This is a genomic window from Balneola sp. (assembly GCA_002694685.1).
Lineage (GTDB): Bacteria > Bacteroidota > Rhodothermia > Balneolales > Balneolaceae > Gracilimonas.
On sequence record NZMW01000016.1, the window covers coordinates 92,957 to 118,950 of the forward strand.

At 42.4% G+C, this 25,994-nt stretch carries 24 protein-coding genes; 8 read left to right on the top strand and 16 right to left on the bottom strand.

Translation table 11 applies throughout. The annotated features are described in order from the left end of the window. Nucleotides 1–125 precede the first annotated feature (125 nt). The 5 genes from CL667_15740 (at nucleotide 126) to CL667_15760 (ending at nucleotide 5,200) form a co-directional block, all read left to right on the top strand. The gene (locus CL667_15740) at nucleotides 126–629 is read left to right on the top strand and encodes a hypothetical protein (protein MAL19150.1); all 504 of its coding nucleotides are present in this window, start codon (nucleotides 126–128) and stop codon (nucleotides 627–629) included. Nucleotides 630–740: 111 nt separating this feature from the next. Continuing rightward, nucleotides 741–2,555 (top strand): protein translocase subunit SecD, encoded by a 1,815-nt coding sequence (gene secD, locus CL667_15745; protein ID MAL19151.1) that lies wholly within the window; start codon nucleotides 741–743, stop codon nucleotides 2,553–2,555. A gap of 37 nt (nucleotides 2,556–2,592) precedes the next feature. Continuing rightward, nucleotides 2,593–3,504 carry a protein translocase subunit SecF gene (gene secF, locus CL667_15750; GenBank protein MAL19152.1) on the top strand — a complete coding sequence of 304 codons (912 nt, stop codon included), beginning with the start codon at nucleotides 2,593–2,595 and terminating at the stop codon, nucleotides 3,502–3,504. A gap of 21 nt (nucleotides 3,505–3,525) precedes the next feature. Next, on the top strand, nucleotides 3,526–3,867 hold the full coding sequence (locus CL667_15755) for an anti-anti-sigma factor (protein ID MAL19153.1): 342 nt from the start codon (nucleotides 3,526–3,528) through the stop codon (nucleotides 3,865–3,867). Nucleotides 3,868–3,925: 58 nt separating this feature from the next. Continuing rightward, entirely contained in the window at nucleotides 3,926–5,200 is a 1,275-nt protein-coding gene (locus CL667_15760; protein ID MAL19154.1) for an adenylosuccinate synthase, read from the top strand. A gap of 177 nt (nucleotides 5,201–5,377) precedes the next feature. On the opposite strand, the gene CL667_15765 is transcribed toward CL667_15760, so the two are convergent. The 11 genes from CL667_15765 to CL667_15815 form a co-directional block, all read right to left on the bottom strand. Continuing rightward, nucleotides 5,378–6,100 (bottom strand): sulfotransferase family protein, encoded by a 723-nt coding sequence (locus CL667_15765; protein MAL19155.1) that lies wholly within the window; start codon nucleotides 6,098–6,100, stop codon nucleotides 5,378–5,380. A 74-nt stretch (nucleotides 6,101–6,174) separates the two neighbouring features. Beyond that, nucleotides 6,175–7,098, bottom strand: a complete 924-nt coding sequence (locus CL667_15770) for an aminotransferase class IV (GenBank protein ID MAL19156.1) — start codon at nucleotides 7,096–7,098, stop codon at nucleotides 6,175–6,177. Nucleotides 7,099–7,191: 93 nt separating this feature from the next. Further along, nucleotides 7,192–8,490 (bottom strand): aminotransferase, encoded by a 1,299-nt coding sequence (locus CL667_15775; GenBank protein ID MAL19157.1) that lies wholly within the window; start codon nucleotides 8,488–8,490, stop codon nucleotides 7,192–7,194. Nucleotides 8,491–8,785: 295 nt separating this feature from the next. Then, on the bottom strand, nucleotides 8,786–9,460 hold the full coding sequence (locus CL667_15780; GenBank protein MAL19158.1) for a flavodoxin reductase: 675 nt from the start codon (nucleotides 9,458–9,460) through the stop codon (nucleotides 8,786–8,788). An 87-nt stretch (nucleotides 9,461–9,547) separates the two neighbouring features. Beyond that, a complete protein-coding gene (locus CL667_15785) occupies nucleotides 9,548–10,009 on the bottom strand; it encodes a ketosteroid isomerase (GenBank protein MAL19159.1) in 462 nt (153 codons plus the stop codon). After that, complete coding sequence (locus CL667_15790) at nucleotides 10,002–11,528, bottom strand: sodium:solute symporter (protein MAL19160.1); 1,527 nt, start codon at nucleotides 11,526–11,528, stop codon at nucleotides 10,002–10,004. The genes CL667_15785 and CL667_15790 overlap by 8 nt, the downstream gene beginning before the upstream one ends. Nucleotides 11,529–11,540: 12 nt before the next feature. After that, nucleotides 11,541–12,503 carry a glycosylasparaginase gene (locus CL667_15795; GenBank protein MAL19161.1) on the bottom strand — a complete coding sequence of 321 codons (963 nt, stop codon included), beginning with the start codon at nucleotides 12,501–12,503 and terminating at the stop codon, nucleotides 11,541–11,543. Nucleotides 12,504–12,540: 37 nt separating this feature from the next. Continuing rightward, nucleotides 12,541–14,808 carry an alpha-mannosidase gene (locus CL667_15800; protein ID MAL19162.1) on the bottom strand — a complete coding sequence of 756 codons (2,268 nt, stop codon included), beginning with the start codon at nucleotides 14,806–14,808 and terminating at the stop codon, nucleotides 12,541–12,543. Further along, nucleotides 14,805–15,389 carry a non-canonical purine NTP pyrophosphatase, RdgB/HAM1 family gene (gene rdgB / locus CL667_15805; GenBank protein ID MAL19163.1) on the bottom strand — a complete coding sequence of 195 codons (585 nt, stop codon included), beginning with the start codon at nucleotides 15,387–15,389 and terminating at the stop codon, nucleotides 14,805–14,807. Before rdgB ends, CL667_15800 begins: the two co-directional genes overlap by 4 nt. Continuing rightward, on the bottom strand, nucleotides 15,386–15,646 hold the full coding sequence (locus tag CL667_15810; GenBank protein MAL19164.1) for a hypothetical protein: 261 nt from the start codon (nucleotides 15,644–15,646) through the stop codon (nucleotides 15,386–15,388). Before CL667_15810 ends, rdgB begins: the two co-directional genes overlap by 4 nt. Nucleotides 15,647–15,650: 4 nt before the next feature. Continuing rightward, complete coding sequence (locus tag CL667_15815; protein MAL19165.1) at nucleotides 15,651–16,646, bottom strand: adenosine kinase; 996 nt, start codon at nucleotides 16,644–16,646, stop codon at nucleotides 15,651–15,653. A gap of 205 nt (nucleotides 16,647–16,851) precedes the next feature. Between CL667_15815 and CL667_15820 the strand changes: the two genes are divergently transcribed. After that, nucleotides 16,852–17,427 (top strand): coenzyme A pyrophosphatase, encoded by a 576-nt coding sequence (locus CL667_15820; protein ID MAL19166.1) that lies wholly within the window; start codon nucleotides 16,852–16,854, stop codon nucleotides 17,425–17,427. 116 nt (nucleotides 17,428–17,543) lie between these two features. Continuing rightward, the gene (locus CL667_15825) at nucleotides 17,544–18,473 is read left to right on the top strand and encodes a glyoxylate/hydroxypyruvate reductase A (GenBank protein ID MAL19167.1); all 930 of its coding nucleotides are present in this window, start codon (nucleotides 17,544–17,546) and stop codon (nucleotides 18,471–18,473) included. Between the two features lie 123 nt (nucleotides 18,474–18,596). On the opposite strand, the gene crcB is transcribed toward CL667_15825, so the two are convergent. From crcB to CL667_15840, 3 genes are all read right to left on the bottom strand, one after another. Further along, nucleotides 18,597–18,989, bottom strand: a complete 393-nt coding sequence (gene crcB / locus CL667_15830) for a fluoride efflux transporter CrcB (GenBank protein MAL19168.1) — start codon at nucleotides 18,987–18,989, stop codon at nucleotides 18,597–18,599. A 2-nt stretch (nucleotides 18,990–18,991) separates the two neighbouring features. Then, nucleotides 18,992–20,083, bottom strand: a complete 1,092-nt coding sequence (locus CL667_15835) for a branched chain amino acid aminotransferase (protein MAL19169.1) — start codon at nucleotides 20,081–20,083, stop codon at nucleotides 18,992–18,994. A gap of 68 nt (nucleotides 20,084–20,151) precedes the next feature. Beyond that, complete coding sequence (locus tag CL667_15840; GenBank protein MAL19170.1) at nucleotides 20,152–22,953, bottom strand: phosphoenolpyruvate carboxylase; 2,802 nt, start codon at nucleotides 22,951–22,953, stop codon at nucleotides 20,152–20,154. A 110-nt stretch (nucleotides 22,954–23,063) separates the two neighbouring features. Here CL667_15840 and CL667_15845 point away from each other — a divergent pair, with 110 nt between their 5' ends. Continuing rightward, complete coding sequence (locus CL667_15845; protein ID MAL19171.1) at nucleotides 23,064–23,642, top strand: DNA-3-methyladenine glycosylase I; 579 nt, start codon at nucleotides 23,064–23,066, stop codon at nucleotides 23,640–23,642. Here the strand turns inward: CL667_15845 and CL667_15850 are convergent. Then, entirely contained in the window at nucleotides 23,633–24,388 is a 756-nt protein-coding gene (locus CL667_15850) for a hypothetical protein (protein ID MAL19172.1), read from the bottom strand. The genes CL667_15845 and CL667_15850 overlap by 10 nt on opposite strands. Nucleotides 24,389–24,516: 128 nt before the next feature. After that, a complete protein-coding gene (locus CL667_15855; protein MAL19173.1) occupies nucleotides 24,517–25,950 on the bottom strand; it encodes an MBL fold metallo-hydrolase in 1,434 nt (477 codons plus the stop codon). Nucleotides 25,951–25,994 lie beyond the last annotated feature (44 nt).

The following is a 25,994-nucleotide window of genomic DNA, read 5'->3' on the forward strand; positions in this document are numbered from 1 at the left end:
CTTAGTTTTCGAATCTCTGATATCGAACATAATTTTCAGTTCATTATTGGTGTTTAGTTCGTTATATTTTGCGCCCAATGGAATTTTTCCGCACACATATCGCCCGAACGGTTAATGTATGCCTGTTGCTTGCAGGAATGGTGCTTTATTTTATGAAGCCTGTTAGTGAGCAAGCTGACCATGATGCATTTACCAGCTGGCTTCAATCTAATTTGAAGACGGGCAATAATGCTTCTGTTTATGACCAGATAAAGGATCTACAGAGCAGCAATGATGAGTTAGAGTCCATTATTCGTAAGGCTTCTGCACTCGTAAAAGCACATTCGGATGATTTCGAACTTCCGGTCGACGCTCAGTCCAAAGACGAAAATGAGGTCTTCCAGTTACTTCTTAAAGAATGGAATGCTTATCAGTCCTCTTCAGGAATGGGTAAAGCCGTTATCGTTAAGCAGGCCAAACCACACTCTATACTTCCTATTGATGGATTAGCTTTTGCTGGACACGACCTTCAAAAACAAAAGACTTTTAACACCCTGGTTTTATCAGGTTCAGTAGCAACTCCTGCTTCTGAAGCATTGAATTTCAATATTTCTCCCCTTTCAGGCGGCACGGCTATCGGTGCGCCATAGGCTATCCCCTCTTACTTTTTTTTATTTGTGAGCTCTGAGTGAAATAACCTCCCGGCTTACAATTCCCTTTTATTCAAACTTTTATCTAACCAACTACAAATACACAAAATTATGCAAGGAAACGGATTTAAAATCGGTTGTATAGTGGCGTTTTTAGCCCTAACACTGTTCTACCTGTACCCAACGATCTTATGGTCTTTAGAGCAAAATTATATGGAAGAACTTAGTCCTTCCGAAGAAGCTCAGTACAAGGAAGACAACCAGCAAAAGCTGGAAGAACTTCGCTCAAACATTCTATCTCTTGGTCTTGACCTTCAGGGTGGTATGCACGTAACGCTTGAAGTTGGCGTACCTCAGCTCATTCGCGAATTAGCGGGTGAAGATGCCGACGAGTTAATTAATGACGTCATTGACGTAGCAGCAGAACGATCACTAGAAAACGATTCAGATTTCATTGATGAGATGGTTGCTGAATTTGAATCACGAGATCCTGATGCCAGACTTAGCCGTTATTACAGAAATGACGCGATGGATATCACTCGCCGTTCTTCAAATGAAGAAATTGCGACTTTCCTCAAAGCACAGCGCACATCTGCACTTGATCGTGCTATAGAAATTATCCGTACCCGTGTTGACCGCTACGGTGTAACTGAGCCTTCTATTGTAAAGCAAGGCAACAACCGAATCGTGGTTGAGCTTCCTGGTGTGGAAGACAAAGAACGTGTACGTAGTCTCCTAAAAGGAACAGCACGTCTTGAATTCCGCCTGGCTGCTGATGCTCAGGAATTTCGTTCTTTTGTAAATTCAGTTTACGAGTATTACGACAATTTCCAATCAGATTCTGACACAGCTGACACGGCCGCAACCAATCAATTCAATCCTTTAGAAGAAGTGTTGGTGCCGGCTCAAAGCCCTTATTTAGTTGGATACGCTACAGCTGACGATACTTCACGCGTGATGGACCTGCTGACTGCTGATGCTGTAAGCCGCTTCATGCCGAGAAGTACAACTATGATGTGGAGCGCAAGCCCACTTCCCGGGCAAGGCGGAGAAGATCTTTACCAGCTTATTGGTGTAAGAACTCAAATCGAGCTAACCGGTGATGTTATTGAAGCAGCCACCGTGCAATTCGATCCTGCCACTAACGTGCCTGAAGTATCAATGAGCATGAATAGTGAAGGTGCCCGAAAATGGGGCAGAATTACAGGTGCTAACATTGGTAAGCCGGTAGCTATTGTATTGGATGGATACGTATTCTCATATCCTAACGTACAAACCAAAATCTCAAACGGTCGTTCTTCCATTACTGGATTAGACGGTGTTGATGAAGCTGAGGATTTGGTTAACATCCTGCTTTCAGGTGCGCTTCCTGCCCCACTCGAAATTCTTGAAGAACGTACGGTAGGTGCAACTTTAGGAGCTGAATCTATCCAGGCCGGTTTAAACTCTATCCTATTTGGATTAGGTGTTGTTGCCATATTCATGATTATCTATTACCGAACCGGTGGTGGAATTGCTGATATCGCACTCCTGCTTAATATCGTTTTCATTCTTGGAATTTTAGCTGCCTTCAAAGCCACGCTAACCCTTCCTGGTATAGCTGGTATTGTATTAACCATTGGTATGGCGGTAGATGCCAACGTGCTAATCTTTGACCGAATTCGTGAAGAACAGCGCACCGGTAAAACGCTTAAGGCCTCAATTGAAGCAGGTTATGCCAATGCTATGAGTGCTATTGTTGATGCCAACGTAACCACCTTCTTTGTGGGTATCATCCTATTCAGTTTTGGAGTAGGTCCTATCAAAGGTTTTGCGGTTACACTGATGGCCGGTATTGTAGCCTCCTTATTTAGCGCTATTGTAATCACACGTGTTGTTGTTGATTACCTAACTCAAGCCAAGCAAAGCGCAGTAAGCTTCGGTTAATACAAAAGAAATTTAAACGACTAAAGGAATAAATATTATGAGATGGTTTGAAACCCCTAATTTTGACTTTAACGGAGCAAGAAAGATTGCCTATATCGTTTCAGCAGTCCTGTTCTTAGCTTCTGTTGGTGCTATTTTAACCAAAGGACTACAGTACGGCATCGACTTCAAAGGCGGAAAAGAATTCGTTCTTGATTTCGAAAACCCCGTAAGTGTTGTTGACATGAGATCGAATCTCTCCGAGCCACTTGGAGCTACTCCAGAACTTAAACTGTTCGGTTCTGAAAGTGAGATCCTCATCCGTACCGACAATGAACAACCTATTAATGAAGTACAGCAAATAATTACCTCAACAGTAAGCGAGTTGTACCCGGATAACCCCTTCCTTGTTATTAAAACTGATGTGGTAGGGCCCCGATTTGCGGAAGATCTCAAGTCCGGTGCTCTCCAGGCTGTTATCTACGCCATGGTGATTATCTTCCTCTACATCCTGATTCGATTCCGTAACTGGACCTTTTCAGCAGGTGCTGTTGCAGCCCTTATCCATGATGTTGTAATTGTACTTGGTATATTTACCATTTTGGGAGATTTGGTTCCATTCAGCCTTCAGGTAGATCAGGCTATTATTGCCGCCTTCCTGACTATTGTGGGTTACTCATTGAACGATACGGTAGTAGTATTTGACCGTATTCGTGAGAACTCCAATGTGCACAAAGGAATGGATTTTATGCCCATGGTAAACAAAAGTCTTAACGACACGCTTAGCCGTACAGTCATAACTTCTATAACTACCTTGTTTGTGGTAACTGTGCTGTTTATTTTCGGCGGTGAAGTGTTGAAAGGCTTTTCTTTTGCACTCTTAATCGGTATTGTACTTGGTACTTACAGTTCGCTATTTGTAGCCAGCTCGTTGGTTGTTGAACTTGAAGCACGTACACAAAAATCTTAAAACTAAAACAACAGGAAATCTATGAGCTTTAATACATCAGAACGCTACAGCAGTGTAGTTATCGAATTCAAGGGAAACGTAATGGGTGGCCCTGATGCCGTTAGCTTGAACGAGAAACTTCACGAACTAATCGACAGCGATAAAACCAATATTGTTGTGGATCTTGGTAAAGTGAAATTTATGAACTCCTCAGGTCTTGGTATGCTCATTGGAGCCCTTACTACCATGCGCAAAGCTGGTGGTGATCTTCGCATTGCAAATGCTACCGATAAGATCGAAAGCCTGTTGATTGTCACTAAATTGATCACCGTCTTCAAACACTACAAATCTGTAGAAGAAGCCGCTGAATCTTTTGAAGAGTGATATTTAAACAAAAATTGAATCTAAGGGGTGTTTTGCACCCCTTTTTTATTGACACATTATGAGTACAAGAGTTGTTATAGGAGCACAATGGGGTGATGAGGGGAAAGGCAAAATTGTTGACCTCCTCAGCAATAAGGCTGATTATGTAGTTCGCTTTCAAGGTGGAGCTAATGCCGGGCACACCCTTAAATTCGACGACAAAAAAGTAGTTCTGCACCTTATTCCTTCTGGAATTTTTAATGGTGATGCCAACTGCGTAATTGGCAATGGTGTTGTTATAGACCCTATTGCACTGGTCGAAGAAATCAACGGTGTTAAGGAGATGGGCTTCAGCCTTGAAGGGCGATTCTTCATCAGCCAAACTGCACATGTTATTCTCCCCTACCATAAATTGCTTGATCAACTCAAAGAAAAACGCAGGGGCGGTGACGCTATCGGCACCACGGGACGAGGAATCGGCCCGGCTTATGTCAGTAAAGTTTCCCGCGTTGGTATTCGTATGGTAGATCTGCTTGATCGCGATGTACTTCGTGAGAAAATTGATCAGAATCTGAAAGACATCAACTTTGCGCTTGAAAATCTCTACAAAGAGCCTACTCTTAGCACTGATGACTTGCTGGCTGAACTGGAAGACTCCATCAAAACGCTGGAGCCTTACATCTGCAATACAACAAACCTGATGCATGAAGGCATCAAGAATGGCAAGTCTATTCTGCTTGAAGGTGCTCAAGGCACCATGCTGGATGTAGATCACGGAACCTATCCATATGTTACATCTTCATCACCTACTTCAGGCGGTGCATGTACCGGATCAGGAATTCCTCCTACAGCACTCGATAAAGTGATGGGAATCACCAAAGCGTATTGTACCCGTGTCGGAAACGGCCCTTTCCCTACCGAGCTGTTGGATGAAACCGGCGAAGAGCTTCGCAAAAAAGGAGCTGAGTTTGGAGCAACCACCGGGCGACCTCGCCGTTGTGGCTGGCTTGATTTAGTAGCTTTGAAATATGTTGTTCAACTGAATGGCATCAACGAGCTTACGCTAACAAAAATGGATGTAATGGACGGCTTTGAGGAAATCAAAGTCTGCACGGCCTATAAATTAAATGGCGAAGAGACGGATGTCTATCCTCTTTCGCTAGAAGATATAAGAAATGTTGAGCCGGTCTATACTTCCCTTCCGGGATGGAAGAACTCTATCGAAGGCGTTACCGACTGGGACAAATTACCGGCAACTGCACAGTCTTATATTTCTTTTGTTGAAGAATATTTAGGCGTGAAGTTTACTATTATTTCAACCGGACCTAAGCGTACAGAGACGATTGTACTCTAACCCTTTTCAAAATATTTGAAACTAAAAAACCCCGGCTTGAAGCTGGGGTTTTCTGTTTTATTGAATAACGTTGCTTTTTCGTTCCGACGCAGAGCGTCGGAACGAGGGCTATAATTTGTACTTTGACCACTGGATTTGTCGCCCTGCGCCGTATCCAAAAAGATCAAAACCTCTGACTTAAGCTAACTCGAGCAGTTCTTCGTACGCTTCCTGGCACTGATCATGCAGTTCTTTCAGGTTTTCAGGGAGTTCTTCATTTTTTGACTTATAAGACCGGAAGCCTGTTGAACGGTGCACATTGTGATACCAATGCTTCGCCCACACTCCATCTTCTTTTCGTGGTCCCGCAGGCCATTTCAGCATACCTTCATCAAAAGGAATACCCAATGTTCCACACAGTTCCCGTAAGCGTGATTGTGGATACTGCAGGATATCTTTAGAGTCAACAATCAAAGGCTTCTTATCGATAGCATGCAGATATTTAACTATCTCTAAGTGCTTCTCATAACCCACATCCTGCATTGTTGGGTTTTTAACATGCTTAGCGTAAGAAAGGAGCATGTCTTTGGGCGGACGTGTTAATATCACATTAACCATCTCACCGAGAAAATCCCAGTCAAGGTTCACCAAATGGTGAGACATGTTTTTAAAGAATGCGATTGGCGTGTCGTAATCTCCCAAGAATATTTCATCGACCACTTTTTGGCCATCATTTTCCTGGCTTTCAAGCACTTCTTTAGCACCGGGGTGGTACTCAGCCGCATTCGTTGAAGATAGATAATGAGCGTAAAGCGGCTCATCAAATACGGTGGAGTCGCTGCGCTGTGCAAATGAATACATCAGCGCCGTTGAGATGTTTCGTGGACCGCTCCACAAGCAAATTCGTTTTGTCTTTAACATATGTTCTGTTTTCCTTATTTGAATTGCCCACTCAACTTCATTCTACTTTGGGGCAACTACATTATATTAAATGGTTACACTTTTACTTTGTTCACTCCTTGCTCAATCGCTTCTTCATACAACTTCTGTAAGCGTTGAGTTAATTCTCCGGGACCAGATTCTGAAATAGTACGTCCATCAATTTCTGTAACGGGAGTGAGCCCGCCAAAACTTCCAGTTACAAAAGCTTCATCTGCTCCATATACATCAAACAACGAAAAATTCTTTTGATAACAGGGAATCCCTTCTTCTTCACAAACTTCAATAACTTTACCGCGAGTAATACCATTCATGCAATACTGACCGGTCGAGGTCCAGACCTCGCCATCTTTTATCATAAAAAAGTTGGTGGCATTACATGTTGATACAAATCCATTTATATCCAGCATCAACGCTTCATCTGCGCCGGCTTCTAATGCTTGAACCAATGCCTGCACTTCGTGAATCTTACTGTGGCAGTTCAGTCTTGGATCAAGATAGTCGGGTGAACCGCGACGTATGGTACTGGTAAATAAAGTAACGCCCCGATCACGGCTTTCAGGATCGGCTTTTTTGTATTCGGCTATTATAACCAAATTTGGGCCAGAAACGGTCAGTCGGGGATCTTGTGACGGCGTCTTTTTAATTCCTCTTGTAAACATCAACCGAACGTGGACCCCATCTTTCATCTCATTGGCATCCAGTGTTTTCCATATGGCTTCGGTGATTTCTTCACGCGACATCTTCAAATCCATGCCGACTGTTTTGGCTCCCTGAAAAAGACGGTCATAATGTTCTTTTAGAAAAACCAATACGCCTTTGTGAAGGCGGAATCCTTCCCACACTCCATCACCTACCAAATAGCCGCTGTCAAAAACAGAGATCTTGGCTTCGTTACGAGGGAAAAGCTCCCCGTTCACGTAAATCAGTACATCTTCATTTCGCGGATCATAAACCGCGTTGTGCGTGCCGTGCGTCATGTTTTCATTCATTGATGATTGCTCTCAAAGAAAAGAAAATAACTACTCGGTTGCGAATTTCGGTTTTAGGGCTATTTTAGCCCGTATTATCGCCTAAGAATCGAGGTATTCCCGAATAGAATCACGGACTTGCGTAAAGGTCTTTTTGAGAAGCTCTTCGTCTTCCTCCAACAGTGTAACCCTAAATCCGAGCAAATTTGAGCAAAAAGAAGAGATAGGAACCACGCAGATACCTGTAGCCCCTAATAAATAATAGACAAATCGAAAATCGAGCGGTACACCTTCTACCCAATCCTCTACTTTCTTTTTAACCACCGGATTCTCTATTTCGAGTGACTGATTATCTTTCAAAACCCCTTCCTTGAAAACAATGGTATTGTAGAAAGCCCCATAGGTTTTATTAATAATTAATTCGGGCACTTCCGAAAGGGTATCGGCAATAAAGGTGCTGCGCCATCCTATTTTTTTATTCAAAGCATCACGGTATTCAGTAAAACGCTGATCACCCAAAATTTTTGGGATCGCCATTTGGGGAAGCGTCGTTGAGCAAACTTCAATCATCTTTGCATCGTCAAGCGCATTGCATAATTGATCGAACTCAGAGCTTTTATCACGATTATAGCATTCAATCCATCCACATCTTGCACCCGGCCATGGCATTTCTTTTGAAATTCCCTTCATCGCAATACCTGGCACATCATCAATAACTTCCGAAAGAGCATATGAACGGGCACCGTTATAGGTGATGTGATGATAGATTTCATCTGAAATCAGCATCAAGTCAAACTCCTTAGCCAGAGCCACTATGCCATCCAGAATCTCTTTTGGATATACCATCCCGGTCGGGTTGTCCGGATTGATGAGCAGAATAGCTACTACATTCGGGTTGAACTCCACTTTATTCCGCAAGTCTTCCATGTCCGGATACCAGCTGTTCTCCGGATCTAATTTATACGTTAGCGGCTTGTGGTTGGCGTGCGCAGCTTCCGCGGAAGAATGTGTTGAGTAAGCCGGAGAGGGTCCTATAACACGGGATGTAGAATTTAAATATTGATAGAGCGTTGAGATGGCATCACCCAACCCATTAAAAAAGAGGATGTCATCGGCGGTAATTTGAGCTCCACCCATCTCATTATTTCTGGCTGCAAGAAATTCTCGGGTTTCAAGTTCTCCCTTTGAATCACTGTATCCATAGGTGATGTTATCTGCTGCTAAATCTTGGATAATTTCTTTTATCCATTCGGGTACTTTGGCATTTTTCTGGATGGGATCGCCGATGTTCTCCCAGGTGATTTCAACGCCTTCCTTCTGAAGGATATTTGCCTTCTTAACAATCTCACGGATTTCATAAGAAAGTTCCTTGGCGCCTTCACTGAGCAGCTTCTGTCGCATAAATTTATAAGTAAATGAGTGAGTTTGATTGTCTCACTAATAAAAGCATTTAAATGCAGGGTTGCCATTGAATACAGCTTAAGCCTACTTCTCAAAACCCTATCTCTGTCTCTTTCCCTTTGAAAAGGGAAAGAGGACGCCTCTCATCAATCAATAGCAGATTCTATTTTTTGATACTTAAAGAAGAATCTACTCCAGCTCTCTTTTAGGCTTCTCCTTCCTTGCAAGAGCCAGCGAAGTAGGGAAGGAACAAAGATGGTCAGAAAGACTACTCAAATCTTGATAAAGGATTATATCACTCCTCAAAAACTAATGCTTCCGGGTCGGCCCCTAGCTCTTTCAAATATCCCATAATCGCATCATTAAAAGGACCTGGACCACATACGTAAAACGGCTGATCAAAGTCATTAATTAGTGAAGCCAGAAATTCCTTATCGATAAATCCATCTAAGAAAACATGGTCTCCCGATGGTTCTTCATCTGTAATCACATTGATGAACTGATTCCCCAGAATATCCTCAAATTCTTTTTGCAGGATAATATCCTTTTCTGTTTTGTTGGAAAAGATGAGGGTGTTATTTCCGATCTCACCATTTTTGTTAAGATCTCGCAGAATAGCTATAAATGGTGTTACTCCAGCCCCACCTGCTATAAAGACTCCTTCGCCGTCGTACTGAATGGTTCCCCAAGCATCATCAACCAAGAAAGCATCTCCAACTTCCAGCTTCCCGATCTGCTCGGTTACTCCGTCATGCTCTGGATAAATCTTTATGGTGAATTCAAGCTCATCATCTTCAGGCAGAGAAGTGAAGGTAAATGGACGTTTCTCTTCTCTCCATCCATCTTTATCAATAGCTACTTCCGTGGCCTGCCCCGGCTCAAAATCGTAGCCATCCGGTTTTTCAATAGTGAAGCTTTTTACGTCGTGCGTTACGTTCTGAATGTCTTTTATCTTGAGTGTATGTGCCATATTTCTATCTTTTTGTGGTTTGATAGTATTACAATTATGACAAATAAAACATTCGCTGCCAGTCAGGATATCAGTCTTTCTAAGAAATTATCCCCTAAACTTCTCCATGCTATTGCGGACTTCTTTTTGCACTTTCTTTTGCAGAAATGGAGTCCAGCCAAGCAAATACCCGGGCAGGCCCAAAGCGTACCTGCTCCATCGCCAAAAATCAAAATAATCTCTATGCTCGATAATCAGTCCATCCTGAAACTGGAAGTTAGCATCAATTTTATTGTGAACTTTACGGCCGGTAGCTGAAAATAGATATTTGGCTTCTACATGTGCTGAACCGGTTGAATCATCAGCTTCTACTTCATCAAAAGTAAGCTCAAACTCTTTGGCACGACTGCAAAGCATCGTCCACATATCATCAATTTCACTTTTTGAATGAAGTTCAAATACAGGATCTTTAAAAGTGGCTTTTTCGTGATAGCAACTCAGCATGGTTTTGGCATCCTGCTCTTTGAGTGCTAAGTAAAGTTTATGAATCAACTGTTTGTTACTATCCATTTTTCGATCCTCTAATTCTTGCTGAAAGTGAGCCTACAATAACCACAATTGTTGAGCCGACCAAGGTGTAAAGTGGCCAGGCAATGGCTAAGCCATCCCCCGGTAAGATATTTTGAATAGGCCCCTGAACCATGAATAGCAATGAGATCAGCCCAAAGAAAAACCCAATCATGGCATCGGTTTTATCGGGCTTGGGGAAAAACATCCCAAGTAAGAACGCTCCCAATAATCCGCCGTAAGTGTATGATGCTATCCCCAACCCAAGCTCTACAATAGCTGGGCGCTCGCCACCCTGCAGCTGAAGCACCGCAAAGAAAATTGCTGAGGCAGTTAGAATCACACCCCACCCCATCGTAATTTTGCGGGAAATAGATAAGTCTTCGGCTTCGTTATTGTCTTTACCGAAATAGGGCTTATACAAATCAAAGGTGGTTGAAGATGCCAGGGAGTTCAGAGACGAACTCAGGCTACTCATAGCAGCCGCAAACAATGCAGCTACAATAAGACCCGAGATGCCCACCGGAAGCTGCTCTACGATGAATTTTGCAAAGACTTCATCCGTAGTTGCCAATCCCATATCGGTAGCTGACATTCCCTCATAAAACATAAAGAGCAGTAAGCCAATCCCCATAAAAAGAGCAAATTGCAAAGCTGCTAAAACCCCACTCCAGATCATTGCTTTCTGGCCGGACTTTAAATCACGTGTTGCAAGCACTCGCTGCACCAATAGCTGATCCGTTCCATGAGAAGCAAGCGAGAAAACAGCGCCTCCAACAATGGCTGTAATAAGAGTGTAAGGCTGAGCTATAAATTCTTTAAAGCTCATATCAAACCCAAGGTTGATGAGTTGGAGCTTTTCGGATGGCAGTTCAAATCCGGCAGGTAAATTCCCCAACAGAACACCAACTGCAATAAATGCCCCCCCGATGTACACAATCATTTGAACGAAGTCCATCCATACAACAGCTTTAATCCCTCCAAAAAAGGTATAGATGAGGGTAATGGCTGTAATCACACAAATAGAAACGATGTATAATTCTAAGTCACCCCAGCCAGAAAAAGCTCCGCCCAATCTCAAAATAATGGCTAAAGGAATAGCCGTTGCAAATAGCCGAACACCGTCGGCCAGCAGTCGGGTAATCATGAAAGTAGTACTGGCAGCATTCCGCATGCCATCACCAAACCGCTTCTCAAGGAAGGTATAGGCAGTGAGCAGATCACCTTCATAATATTTAGGCAAAAAGAAAAGTGCTACAAACACCCGCCCAATGATATAACCCACCGTAATTTGCAAAAAAGTAAGGTTGCCGCCATAAGCCACAGCAGGAATACTGATAAAGGTGAGCGTACTTGTTTCAGTGGCCACAATGGAAAACAAAACAGCCCACCATGGGATCCCATCACCACCTAAAAAGTAGTCTTTATTTGAAGTTTGCTTACCGGATGATTTCAGTCCAAGAATTGCCACTCCCACCAGATATACTACAATAACGATATAATCGATGGGAGAGAATTGCATTGAGTATCCGGCTTATATTAGATATTCAGTTGGTTCAGCTCGGTTACCATCAGCATTATAAACTGATACATCAAAGCCTTCCTGAATACTGTAACCGGCGTAAACACCTTCATTATTCAAAGCTATATAGCCTACCTGTATTTTTTTGGGGTCCCCGGGATAACGTTCTAAAATTCGCTCAATGGCAATTTTGCAAGCCTCTTCGGGAGAATGTCCGGCTCGCATCATCTCCACTACTAAATGGCTCCCAGCGGTCTTTACTACTTCCTCTCCGGCTCCAGTGGCTACAGCACCACCAACTTTTGGATCAATAAATAAGCCCGAACCAATAATTGGAGAATCACCAACCCTTCCATTCATCTTATAAGCTGCTCCACTTGTGGTACAAGCTCCACAAACTCTTCCATCTTCATCTAAAGCCAACATTCCGATGGTGTCGTGGTTTTCAACATTTATTTCCAGCTCATATTCAGAATTCTTGAGCCATTCTTCCCACTCTTCTTCAGACTTCTTGGTTAATAGATTCGTCTCTTTGAACCCCTGCTCTAAAGCAAATTTCTTAGCACCTACACCTACCAGTAAGCTATGCGGGGTTTCGGTCATCACTTTACGGGCTACAGAAACTGGATGCATGATATCCTGCAAGAATGCTACAGCTCCACAGTTTCCATCTTCATTCATCACACAAGCATCTAAGGTCACATTTCCATCCCGATCCGGGCGTCCACCGTAACCTACCGTTATATTCTTGGGGTTTGCCTCTTCAACCATAACTCCTTTTTCTACGGCATCTAAAGCATAACCTCCTTTCGATAGCACTTCCCAAGCTGCTTTATTGGCGTCGGTTCCTGTGTGCCAGGTTGAAATTACAACGGGCTTCTTCCCTTTTTTTGGTTTTTCCTTTAGCAGTCCCGAAAAGTTTAAAGGCGCTATTGCCAATAGCGATGTTTTTAAAAAACTCTTTCGATTTATCATCTTTCTATCTTTTATGGATGGGTATCCGTTTTCACTCTCAGTTATTATATACCATATTAGGTGGTCGCTGATCTTTCTTTTTCGCCCATTCTTTATTTGGACTACTTCCCATCTCAAAAATCAACTCGCCTCCACTCACGACCTCAGCATGAGTTATATAACTTCTCTGAAGAGACTCACCATTTAATTTTACTGACTGAATGTACACATTTTGATCATTCAATTTCTCAGCCCGAATGTTAAAGCTTTTCTCCCCCGGCAAAGTGATCTCAACTTCTTCAAAACGCGGACTTCCCAATACGTAAACACTGTTTGCCGGATTAACAGGATAAAAACCCATTGAGCTGAGTACATACCATGCAGACATTTGCCCTGCGTCTTCGTTGCCCGTCAGTCCATCTGGTTCGATAGTATATAGGCTGTCCATAATTTGACTAACCAGCTTCTGGGTTTTCCATGGAGCTCCTGCAAAATTATATAAATACGCTATGTGGTGACTCGGTTCATTTCCATGCGCATACTGTCCAATCATACCAGAAATATCTGGTGAGATATCTTCTCCGGTTAACACAGAAGGCATATTGAACATAGAATCTAAACGGGAAATGAACGCTTTATCCCCACCTATTTTGTTGATAAGTCTTTCCACATCATGAGGAACAAACCAGCTATGTTGCCACGCATTTCCCTCAGTATAATTCGGGCTTTGGTTGTGAATAGATTGCAGGGGGTCGAAAGGGGTTATCCAATTTCCATCGGCTGTTTTACCCCGCATGAATTTTGTTTCCTCATCATACAAATTTTGCCAAAATCCCGATCTCACTATAAAATGTTCGTACTCTGCTTCTTTTTCTAAAAGGAATGCCATTTGTGCAATACACCAGTCATCGTAAGCATATTCCAGAGTTTTGGTCACCGATTCATGACCTAAATCTGAGGGTACATATTGGTACTTCCTGTATAAATCGGTATCGCGATGGTCTTGCATTGCGCTGGCTTTCATAGCCTCGAAAGCGAGTTCAGCATCAAAGCCACGATATCCTTTTTGGTAAGCATCAAGGATTACGGGTACGGCATGATAGCCCGTCATCGTATTCGTTTCATTTCCGTGGAGCTCCCAAACCGGTAAATATCCTGTCTCCTGATAGAAATCGAGCATAGTATTTATCAGATCATTTACCCGATCCGGGTTGGTTATGGTAAGTAGTGGATGTTGTGCCCGAAAAGTATCCCATAAAGAAAAAACCGTATGGCGTTGGTATGTAGAATCCTGATAGACCTTGCCGTCTCCGCCCCTGAACTTTCCATCAACATCAGAATATAAAACCGGTGCAACTTTGGTGTGATACAGAGCTGTATAGAATTTTGTTTTACGGTCTCTACCTCCTGTCACCTTGATTTGCTCCAGCTCTTTTTGCCAGGCCATTTCAGCAAAAATCCGGGTTTCATCGAAGTCCCATTCTTTAAGGGTGGAAAGATTTTTCAATGCACCTGCTTCGCTTACTGAAGAGATGGCTACTTTGGCCAGTATTTTCTCGCTTCGGTTTTTGAAATCAATTTGAACTCTTTCCCATCTTGTAACTACTGAGTCATCTTGCTCCGTATCCAACAGAGATTCTGAATGACCAATCTTAAAAGGTTCTGAGAACTCCATCGCAAAATATACCCGCTGATCTTTCGCCCAGCCCGAGGACATCCTGTAGCCGGTAATCGTGTTTTCATCAACACTATCAACTCTGGAGGAATCAACAGTATCCCAGTTTATTCGAAAGCCGAGATCTATAATTAAAGAACGGTTCTCATAATCAGGGTAGGTAAACCGGTACATTGCGACCCGATCTGTAGCGGTCATCTCTGCATTGATGTCAAAATCCTGAAGCAAAACGCTGTAGTAACCCGGAACAGCTTTCTCATACTGGTGTGAGAATTTTGAAGTATAAAAAGGCTTATCCGGATATTTTGAATCTATCTCAAAATCTTCATAACCATTTACCGGTTGGATGAGGATATCATTTAAGTCCCCGATTCCGGTTCCACTTAAATGAGTTTGGGTAAATCCGGCAATCAGGCTATCCGAGTAGTGATATCCAGAAGTCCAATCCCAGCCTTCTGTTCCGTTAACAGGTCCGGGCTGAATCATCCCAAAAGGCACGGTAGCACCGGGGTAAGTGTGCCCATGCCCGCCCGTTCCGATAAATACATCTGTGAAGTTATTTGGATTCTGATAGTTTGAACATGAAAACAGAGACATGGCTGCCAGAAAAAGAATACTGATTATCGAAACCCGGCTTCCATTTCTTTTCATTTTTTCAGGAACTCCACAAATTTTTGAACGGCTTTGCCGCGATGAGAAATGTCATTTTTGATAGCTGAATGGAGTTCAGCAAAAGTTTTCTCAAAACCATCCGGCTGAAAAACAGGGTCATATCCAAATCCCTTATCTCCCTTTTCAGCAGTTGTGATTTTTCCGTGACAGACTCCTTCAAAAGTAAATTCTTCCAACCCATTCACAAGTGCTACAACCGTTCTGAATCGGGCCTTACGATTTTCTTTACCGGCCAATTCTTTTAACAGCCTATCTACATTATCCTGATAGCTGGCATTTTTACCGGCGTACCTGGCAGAATAAACACCCGGAGCACCATCAAGGGCATCAACTTCTAAACCAGTATCATCAGAAAGAGCAGGCAGTCCTGTAAAACTTGCAACATACTCTGCTTTTTTAAGAGCATTCCCCTGCAAAGTTGGGCGATCTTCAACTACTTCTTCCAGCTCGGGAAAGTCCTTCGTTGAAAGGACTTCAATCCCCAGTGGACCTAGTATTTGTTCTAATTCCTCTATTTTATGAGGATTCTGAGAAGCTAATACGAGTTTTGTGAGTCTCATAATTCTTTTCGCGGGAAGAGTTTATAGTACATATTAATGCCGCTTCCAATGGTTAAAAGTGCATTCAGTGCGGTAAAAATAGGATCACCTGTAATCACAGAGTAAATGGTAAGCATCAAACTTGAGCTAAAATACATAATGATGAACGCGATGTTCATTGAGGTACTTCCTTGTTTAATAGTGTCCCATGTTTGAGGGATCCAGGCCGCCACTAAAATTCCAAAACCGGCCCATCCCAATAATTCAATTCCTGTCATAGTTTTATTTTAGTTGGTGAAGGATTTCTTGTGCTTCGTGCCACTTTAGTCTTGGACCATATTGTGCTACGATCTTTGATCCAGCTAGGCTGGCTAATTTGCCTGAGTTTGCAAATCCTAAACCATTCGTAATTCCATAAAGAAAAGCTCCGGCAAACATATCGCCTGCTCCATTGGTATCTACTGCTTTCACGTCGTAAGGCTCGATGTCAATGAAGGTGTCTCCATCATAAATCATTGCACCATTTTTGCCTTGGGTAATGACAAAGCGCTTAGCTTCCTGCTTCAACATCTCGCGTGCTTCTATCAAATCATCTTTCCCTGTAAAAGCTTTGGCTTCTTCTTCATTACAGAAAAGCAGATCTACAGATGCACCAATTACATCTTTAAACTGAGACTTAAATGCACCTACAATAGATGGATCTGAAAGTGTCAGAGCCGTTTTCACATCATTTTCTTCTGCGATATTCTTGGCTTCTTTCATCGCCTCAAGCCCAGGTTCTGAAGCCACCAGATATCCTTCCAGATAGACATATTCGGAATCTTTAATTGCCCGCTCATCCACTTCGCTAGTTGACAAACCGGATGAAATCCCCAAATAAGTATTCATCGTGCGATCGGCATCATCAGTAATCATTACCAGACATTTTCCAGTCACGCCTGCCTCACGTTCTTGCCTGTCAAAATTTGTTGGGATACCGGCATCTTCCATATCCTTTAAATAGAAATCACCGAACTCGTCGGCTGCTACTTTACAAGAATAGAAGGCTTTTCCACCAAACTGACTTACTGCGATCACTGTATTGGCTGCCGAACCGCCTGACTTTTTCTCTGTTTTATGATGCTCAATTGCACCGATAAGGCGATGCTGGGTGTCTTCATCGACCAGTGTCATCAGTCCTTTTTTAACTTCATGTTCTTTAAGAAATTCCGGACTGACTTTAAATTCTAAATCTACAAGGGCATTACCAATGCCATATACGTTGTGCTTTTTACTCATGAATGATATTTGTGACTCAAAACAGATTAATAGTAAATTTTCAGAACCTTAAAAGTACGGACATGTGTTCAGCTTTGAAAACGCTTTGAAATGCAATCCTACTCTTTTATGTTGTTTCCTCAAAATAAAACACATGACTTCATTTTATAATTTTCTTAACCATCGGTTATCGAAAGATCTTCCCGGAAGGGTAGCCCAAAAAATCATGGCTCCCTATCCTTTAAATGGGAAGCCTAACCGAACTCACTACGAACCCGCTCATGATGATTTTCGAAACAGCAGCGTACTCGTTCCTTTTATTGAGTGGAATGGTGAATTGGAGATTATTCTCACCCTCAGAACCCAGTCAATAAATCATGGCGGACAATTAAGTTTCCCGGGTGGTGGAAAAGAAGGTGACGAAACAATTGAAGAAACAGCCTTACGTGAAGCCCAGGAAGAAATTGGCTTAGATAGAGAAAGTGCTGAGATTGTAGGGAAACTCACTCCTCTTTATGTTGGTCATTCTGATAACATGGTAACCCCGGTGATTGCCTTCATTCGAAAAGAGCAAGAATTCACTCCTAATCCGAACGAGGTGGACGAAATTATATCAGTTCCCATTTCTGATTTAGTCACCGAACAAAAGCTTATCGAAGATGAGTGGGATTTAAGAGGCACTCCATACAACGTTCCCTTCTGGAATATCCATCGGGTTCCACTTTGGGGTGCCACTGCCATGATGATGAGTGAGCTGGTTGAATTGTATAAAGAATATGTTTCTAAACACAACAATTCCTAATTGGTCATTGGTCATTGGTCATTGGTCATTGGTCATTGGTCATTGGTCATTAAGATTCCCACTTTGTAGTAATTAGCTAATCACTATCTTTTAGCCCAACAAAAATATTTTATAACATGTCGCTGTTACTTATAGCAAAAAACCGGGACTTCACTTCTCTCAAAGAAGCATTATTAGAAAAAGATCCAAACCTGGATGTGGAAATTTGGCCTCGTGTCCAAAATAAGGAACGAGTACAATTTGCCGTTTGCTGGCAGCATCCAAAGCACGTTTTGGACAGCTACCCAAACTTAAAAGCCGTTTCCTCATTAGGTGCTGGGTTGAATCATTTACTTGATGATGAAGATCTTCCCGAATCGACGAGAATTTGCCGTTTAGTAACTACTTCTCTCAAAGATCAGATGGCTGAATATATACTCAATGCCATTACTAATTATCGGCTGCATATTCCAAAATATATCAGCCAAAAACAGACAGGTAAATGGGCCCAACACAGCGCTATACCAAAAAGCAGCTCCTCTGTTGGGATTATGGGGATGGGCGAGATGGGGCAAGCTGTTGCCCAAGAGCTAGTGCGTCAAGGTTATCTTGTCAATAGCTGGTCTCGTTCGCAAAAAGATCTGGATGGTATTAATTCCTTCTCGGGACAAGATGGACTGAGTTCTTTTCTGGAGCATTCAAAGATATTAGTCAATTTACTACCACTGACTAATGAAACCGATGGCATTCTTGATCTTGAGCTTTTTAAAAAACTGCAAAAACCTGGTTTCCTAATCAACGTTGGGCGTGGGAGTCATCTGGTGGAAGAAGATCTGATTTATGCGTTAGATACCGGGCAGCTTGATGGAGCATACTTGGATGTCTTCAACACAGAACCACTTCCTGAGAATCATCCCTTCTGGAATCGTCAGAATATTATGATTACTCCTCATATTGCTGCTATAACTCCCGCAAAAGAAGCAGCTGATGTTATTGTAGAAAACTACAAGCGGGCACTTTCGGGTATGGATCTTATGTTTGAGGTAGAGCGAGAGAGAGGGTATTGATTGAAGCTGTCAGCTCTGTTCACTCTGTCATTCCTGCGAAGGCAGGAATCTAATTATTAAAAATAGATCAAGACTTAAAAACAAACCCAGATCTCGGGAATTCGCCGCGAGATGACTATTCAATTAGTTAAGCAACCGAAGTAGCTGATACCCTATCCAAACGAAAACCAACCCCAGTGTAATCTGAAGTCCCATGTTCAGAAAGCTCATCAACAATTTTCCGTTTTCCCAAAGCAGAAAAGTTTCATGAGAGAAGGTTGAAAAGGTGGTAAAACCGCCCAGAACTCCTACAAAAATGAAAAGCCGGAATTCGGGATGTGCCCAGGATTTCAACTCAAATAATCCTGCTAAAAATCCTATTAACAGACACCCCAGCATATTTACAATAACGGTGCCATAAGGAAATTCACTATCGGGAAATTTAGACTGTGCAAAAAGGGAAAGTAAATAGCGGCCTGAAGCTCCAATGAAACCACCGGAACCGACCGCTATAATTTTCAGCCAGTCAACATTCATGCTTAAATGGTTACCGGATGGATCCAGCCAAACTTATCCTCTGCCCGACCATACTGTATGTCGGTAATTTTGTCGAAGCATTTCTGAGCAAATTCGCCGGGCTTTTCACGGTCAAGCTCTATGGTTTTACCTTTATGGTCAATCAAACCCACCGGAGAAACTACAGCAGCAGTTCCTGAACCGAAGATTTCTTTGAGTGATCCATCTTCATAAGCCTTAAACACTTCATCAATCGTTATGCGGCGTTCTTCAACATTCAATCCCCACTCTTTGGCAAGAGCTACAACTGAACGGCGAGTTACACCCGGGAGAATCGAACCCGTCAAAGCTGGCGTAATCAGGGTATCGCCAATAAGAAAGTGAATATTCATGGTACCCACTTCTTCAATATATTTGTGCTCTTTGGCGTCTAACCAAAGCACCTGAGTGTATCCTTTTTCTTTGGCTTTTTGGGCCGGCAGAAAGCTTCCTGCATAATTACCAGCCGCTTTCGCTTCACCTGTGCCGCCTTTAACAGCTCGGACGTAGTTTTCCGTAGTTGTCAGGGAAACAGGGTTAAAACCTTCTGCATAATAGGCACCAACCGGAGAAGTAATAATCTGATACGTGAATTTATCAGATGACCGGGCAGCTAATAGATCGTCCGAAGCAAAAATAAATGGACGGATATATAACGCTGTACCTGATTTTTTTGGAATCCATTGGCTATCCATCTTAATCAGGGTTTCAAGTGCCTCAATAAATGTTTCGTAATCCGTTTCTGGAATACACATTCGGCGACAAGAATTATTGAACCGCTCAAAATGGGTTTCAGGGCGAAAAATGTGGACCGTATTTTCATCCACATAAAATGCTTTCATCCCTTCAAATACAGCCTGACCATAATGAAACACATTCATGGCTGGCGTAACCTCGAAGGCCCCATAGGGTTTGACAACAGGTTTTTTCCATTCTCCATCCACATAATCCATTTCGAACATGTGGTCAGAGAACTTTCGGCCAAAAATCAGGTTATCGAAATCAACCTCGTTTATTCGGCTCTCATTAACTGGTTTTACAGTAATATTGGTGCTTGAAATTATGTCGTTCATCATACTCCTAAAATAACACGTTTCGGGTTAAATAACAGGCGAGGTAACGTTAATTAATAATTCAAAAACGCTTACCCGGTGCTCTGCATAGCAGCCGCAATTCCATTAATATTGAGGAATAAAACTTCGGTTAAATCCTCTTTTTGCTCCTTCTCGTCTGCTTTTTTCCATCGCTTTAGCAATTCCGCCTGAATAATATTCATTGGATATGTGAACGGGTTTCGGAATAAGATTGAATTCTGAATCACTTTGTTGTGGTCCAGAATATGATCATACCCTGTAATCGATGTAATCCAATTTTCCGCTTCTTCGAAATTTTCAATTAACTGTGTATGGAATTTTGATGGTTCGTTATTGTAGAGATCCGAAGTTGGCAGATGTGTCCTAGCCATTTCACGCTGAGAGTTATTCAACACTGTTCGGAAAAACGTCCATTCTTTGTTCCATTTTTTCAGAATTTCCAATGTCTTGTCATTCTGCTTTGAGGCTTCCTTCAAACCTTCCCCAATTCCATACCAGCCCGGTGTATTATATCGAACTTGTGTCCATGCAAATACCCATGGAATAGCTCGCAAAGAGTCGAAAGTCATTGAATCTGACGACCCCCGCGAAACCGGCCGTGAAGCAATTGGAAGCTTACCAATATGCTCGATAGGAGTGATTCCTGAATACCAGTCCCAGAATTCCGGATCATCAATAAGATCACGGTATGCTTTCATAGAAACGTCGGCAAGCGTATTAATGACTTCACGCTCTTCTTCTTTGCCGTGTAGATATCCAGCTGACTCCGAGTACTGCGCCATCGTCACTTTCGCCATTGCGTTCACAATCTGCTCAAGGTGACGGTGAGTAATGGATGGCAACATGTATCGGAATGAAATAACTTCTCCCTGCTCGGTAAATCTAATTCTTCCGTTATTGGCAACCGCAGGCATTGCTATAATCGCTTGATTAGACTGCCCTCCTCCACGGCCAACCGTTCCACCACGCCCATGGAATAACCGGAAATCAACTTCATATTTTCTACAAACGGTACCGAGTTCATACTGTGCTTTGTCCAGTGCCCAATTGGCCATCCAGTATCCGCCATCTTTATTACTGTCGGAATAGCCCAGCATAATTTCCTGAAAGTTATCCCGTGATTTTAGATGCTTGGAAAACAGATCGTGCTCGTACATCTGCCCCATCAAGTCAGCACTGTTCTCTAAATCTTCAATGGTTTCAAAAAGTGGCACTACATCAAGCGCGCTTTCTACTTTATCACCGGAATAGCTCCAGAGCCCGACTTCTTTAGCAATCAGCATCACTTCCATCATATCGCTAATGCCGTGTGTCATACTGATGATATAGCTCCCAAAGATTTCAGGATTCAAAGTCAGCATATCGCTGATTTCTTCGAAAACCGTCATAACTCGACTTGCTACTTCAGAACGAGCGCTTTTCGCCGGACTCAGCGGACGAGGATTTGAAAGCTCCTGAACCAGGACCTCAATCTTATCATCTTCACTTAGTTCACCATAATTATCTATTACTTTTGCCTGAGATAACAATTCCGATACCGTTTCCTCATGCAACCCACTATGCTGCCTGATATCCAGTCCACTGAGGTGAAACCCAAAAGTTCTGGCTCGGATAATCATATCCTGCAGCTTTCCTTGCTCTGAAAGCCCCGGAAGGCCGTTTTCCGCTAAGCTTTCTTTGATCAACTCAAGATCAGCAATAAACTCTTCAGCAGTGTACTTCTTAGATTTCTCCAGAATATCTTTTTTATCACCAGATAGAGCATCCAGCAGATATTCGATCTTTTTCATCACATGAACCACTTTCCGGCGATAAGGTTCTCTGCGATATCTTCGGTCGATACGTTCCGAGATCGGAAAATCTTTTTCATCCTCTTTAATGGAATTCACCAGCGCTTCTGAAACGGAAGACTGATTGTCGGATACACTCAGATATCTTCTTAACTCATTCAAATCTTTTCGATACATACTCAACACCGTTTTCCGCTGTTGAATCACAGTCTCCCAGGTTACGCTTGACGTCACGTTTGGATTTCCATCGCGATCACTACCAATCCACGAACGGTATTTCAGTACAATCGGAATTTCCGGCCGCTTGTTGTAATAGGTATCAAAAGCCTGGCGGATGTCGCGATATAGGACAGGAATAGAATCCCAGATGGAATGGGTAAAATAGAACAAGCCGTTTTCCACTTCATCTTCTACCGACAACCGCTCTGCACGAACTTCATCAGTAAGTAAAAGCAGGTTCAGTTGATTCAGGATTTCTCGGCGTAAGTCAATTTTTTCATCTGGGGTGATGTCGCTGTCACCCAGTCTGGAAACCATAGAAGCCAGTTCCTGCTGCTTCAACAACACGCTTCTTCGGCGAGCTTCCGTTGGGTGTGCGGTAATGGTGGGCTGAATATCCATTTGGTGAAATGTATCCAGCGCTTCTTCAAAGCTATACCCTTGCTCCTTCATCCGGTATACAGATTCCGCGATACTTTCTTTTCGTGGTGATTCCGGAGTTTCCTCAAATTCACGACTTCTGTTGACCCTGCTTATTTCATACTGTTCCAGAGAATTCACCAAATGAAAAAAGGTCGTGTACATCCGGAGAATTTCTTTAATCTCTTCAAGTGATGCATCACCCATTTCTTTCTGGAGAGATTTAAGTGCGTCTTCATCTCCTTCATCCAGAGCCTTGGCACTTTCTATGGGAAGCTTACCCAGTTTTTTAACGAACTCTTTGCCGTGCTTTTCTTCGGCAAGTTCCTCCAGGATTTCCGTAAGATTAATAACTCTTTTCGAAAGGCTTTGACTGATCCCGCTACTTTCAGCGAGATTGCTTACTGTTTCTTTCCAGTGCATGAATATTTTTTGTTTGAAATGAGTGTGTGAGTGATTAAATAGTTAAGGTAGAAATAAATAAAATCTTTTTTAATTTCTAAAAACTTAACCGAACACTAAATATACATCGAATGAGTGTAAAACGCTGTGATTGGGTAGAAGACCAATTTGATGACTACATACAATACCATGATAACGAATGGGGCGTTCCGATTCATGACGACCAAACTCATTTTGAATTCCTGATTTTGGAAGGTGCTCAAGCTGGGTTAAGCTGGTCTACCATCCTAAAAAGACGGGATGGCTACCGCAAAGCTTTTGCTGATTTTGATCCCGAGAAAGTAGCAACCTTTAGCGAGGACAAAATTCAGGAACTACTTCAGTTTGAAGGCATAATCCGGAATAAACTGAAAGTTCGTTCGGCCGTAACCAACGCTCAGTTATTTCTGGACATTCAAAAGGAATTTGGAAGCTTCGATAATTATATATGGGAATTTGTTGGAGGTGAAACCATCGTGAATCATTGGAAAAGTATGAAAGAAGTCCCTGCAACAACTAAAGAATCAGATGCTCTTGCCAAGGATTTAAAGAAACGCGGATTTAAGTTTACAGGAAGTACCATCATGTATGCCCATATGCAAGCGTGTGGTTTGGTGATGGATCATACCACTGATTGTTTTAGGTATGATGAGCTCTCAGATTACTCCTGAACAATTCTCGATACGTCTCCTTCACCAACAAGTATATCTAAATCATAAGAGTATTTACCTGGTTGTAACTCTTCTTCACCCTCGTAATCAAATGGTGATATACGTAATGTATCGTCTTCGGTAACTATCTCAGCATAGGCATACCTGTAAGCGGCAGCAACATTCACAAATTCTGAACTAGCACCGCTAGCAACTGCGCCGTAATTTACTTCTCGATAACTAAAGGCAGCATCAGATGGAAACAAAACCTTCACATCCTTAAAATTTTGATTGCTCTTATTTCTGATATTTATCGAAACACTATCATTACTCGTATCTGATTCGTAAGTGTATAGTGAAAGGTCCAAAAATTCAGTCGGCTCTAGTGCAAGTATTAATATATATCTGCCTGTTTCGATTCTTGATATACGGTCATAGTCAATCCATGTACAGTAATTAGCTAAACTGAGTTTTTGAGGTAAAGTTGCTGTTTCAACATTTGTAAAGGTACAATATGAACCACTTAGGGAGTCAGTAGGAATTATATGAGATTCTGAGTATTCACCTCTCGTTAAATTCCGAAAGTTTAACTCCATATCATTATTTGCTCCGAAAGAGAAAGAAACTTTTGCTTCGACTATATCATAACCTGTCAAGTTTAAAATCCTAAACTCCGTTATATCTACCGCGCTTTGATCATTTGGATTGCATGACGCAACAGTCATACAAAAAAGAGCAAAAATGAAAAATCGAATTTTATTAGACATAGTCTCAAGCACATGTATAATTTTCGAAGCAAACTATCATATAAACAAATAGCTATCAATAAAAAACCTTCAAAGACTCTGCATCTTTGAAGGTTTGAATTAGTCATCTAATAAAGAGTGGGAAAGAATTAAGCTTCCAGCCCTTTTTTATCCCAGTCATTTTTTTCTAGCCAGGGTTCAACTTCATCGTCGACATAGGTAACTGAAAAATCGGCTCTTTCCAGCATTGCTGAAGCCACCGCAGCACGTGCTCCCGATTTACAATGCACCATTATTGGTTTACCGGATGGCACATCATCAAGTTGGTCTAATAATCGGGTGTGGGCAATATTTACTGCCTCAGGATGATGCCCTTCATCAAACTCAGATTTTTTGCGGACATCTAGCAGGTTCATTTCTTCACTTGCCAGGTATTCTTCTACTTTTCCGAAATCAATGGTATCGGTTTTGAAGAGCTCCCCGCCTTTTTCTCTGAATTTGTTCAATTCCTCTGGTGTTGCCCAGCCTTTGATATTATCCAACCCGATCCGGATCAGGTCAATAACAGCTTCTTCTACTTTCTCTTCAGGGATAATAAGATAGATTCCTTCATTTTCGGTTACATAAGAACCTACAATGGTATTGAACTGCTTGTTCATTGGAGATAGCAGTGAGCCTTGAATGTGACCATTCATGAAGTCAGTACGATTTCGAGTATCTACAATTACAGCTTCACTTAGTCGAACTTCACCAATCATTTTTTCAATGGTAGTGTGTTCAGGCTGAGGAAGGTCACCAAGTACAGCGGGACCAAGCTTGTTGTCTCTCTTCATGCGGGCAAAATAAAGTGGCGGCTCAGGCTGCCCTTCCAGAATATAATCTACAAACTCTTGCTCACTTATGGCTGCTTTGATAGAACCGTTAAACCGCTGTTCGTATCCTACTGTAGATTCAGGCACAGCGCCCAAGGCTTTACCACAAGCACTTCCGGCTCCATGTCCCGGCCAAAGCTGTAAATACTCCGGCATCTCTTTAAATTTTTTGAGTGAATCATATAAAACACGTGCTGAGCTTTCCATAGCTCCTTCTTGCCCCGCTGCTGATTCAAGCAAGTCTGGCCGGCCAACATCACCCACAAAAACAAAATCACCGGATAGGATACCCATTGGTTCATCAGTTGCAGCTCCATCAGTTACCATAAAGCTAACGTGCTCAGGCGTGTGTCCCGGGCTGTGAACGGTTGTGAATTTGATATTTCCGATTGAGAACTCATCACCATCCTTTAGCAGCTCATAGTTATAATCGCTGCCTTTAAGCCATTCGTACTTCCAGTCTTTATCTCCTTCGTCAGAGGCGTAAACTTTCATCCCCTGCTCAGCTAATTCTCTCAGTCCAGAAAGGTAGTCGGCATGGATATGAGTTTCCGCAGCTGCAACCAATTCTAAATTATTATCTAATGCCAATTCTTTGTAGCGCTCAATATCGCGCATGGGATCGATCACAATGGCTTTGCCATTAGCCTGACATCCAATGAGATAAGCATACTGAGCTAGTTTGTCTTCAAATATTTGCTGAAAAAACATGAACTTCTAAGAGTTACTAAATTGAAATTAAAAGAGCACTTCTA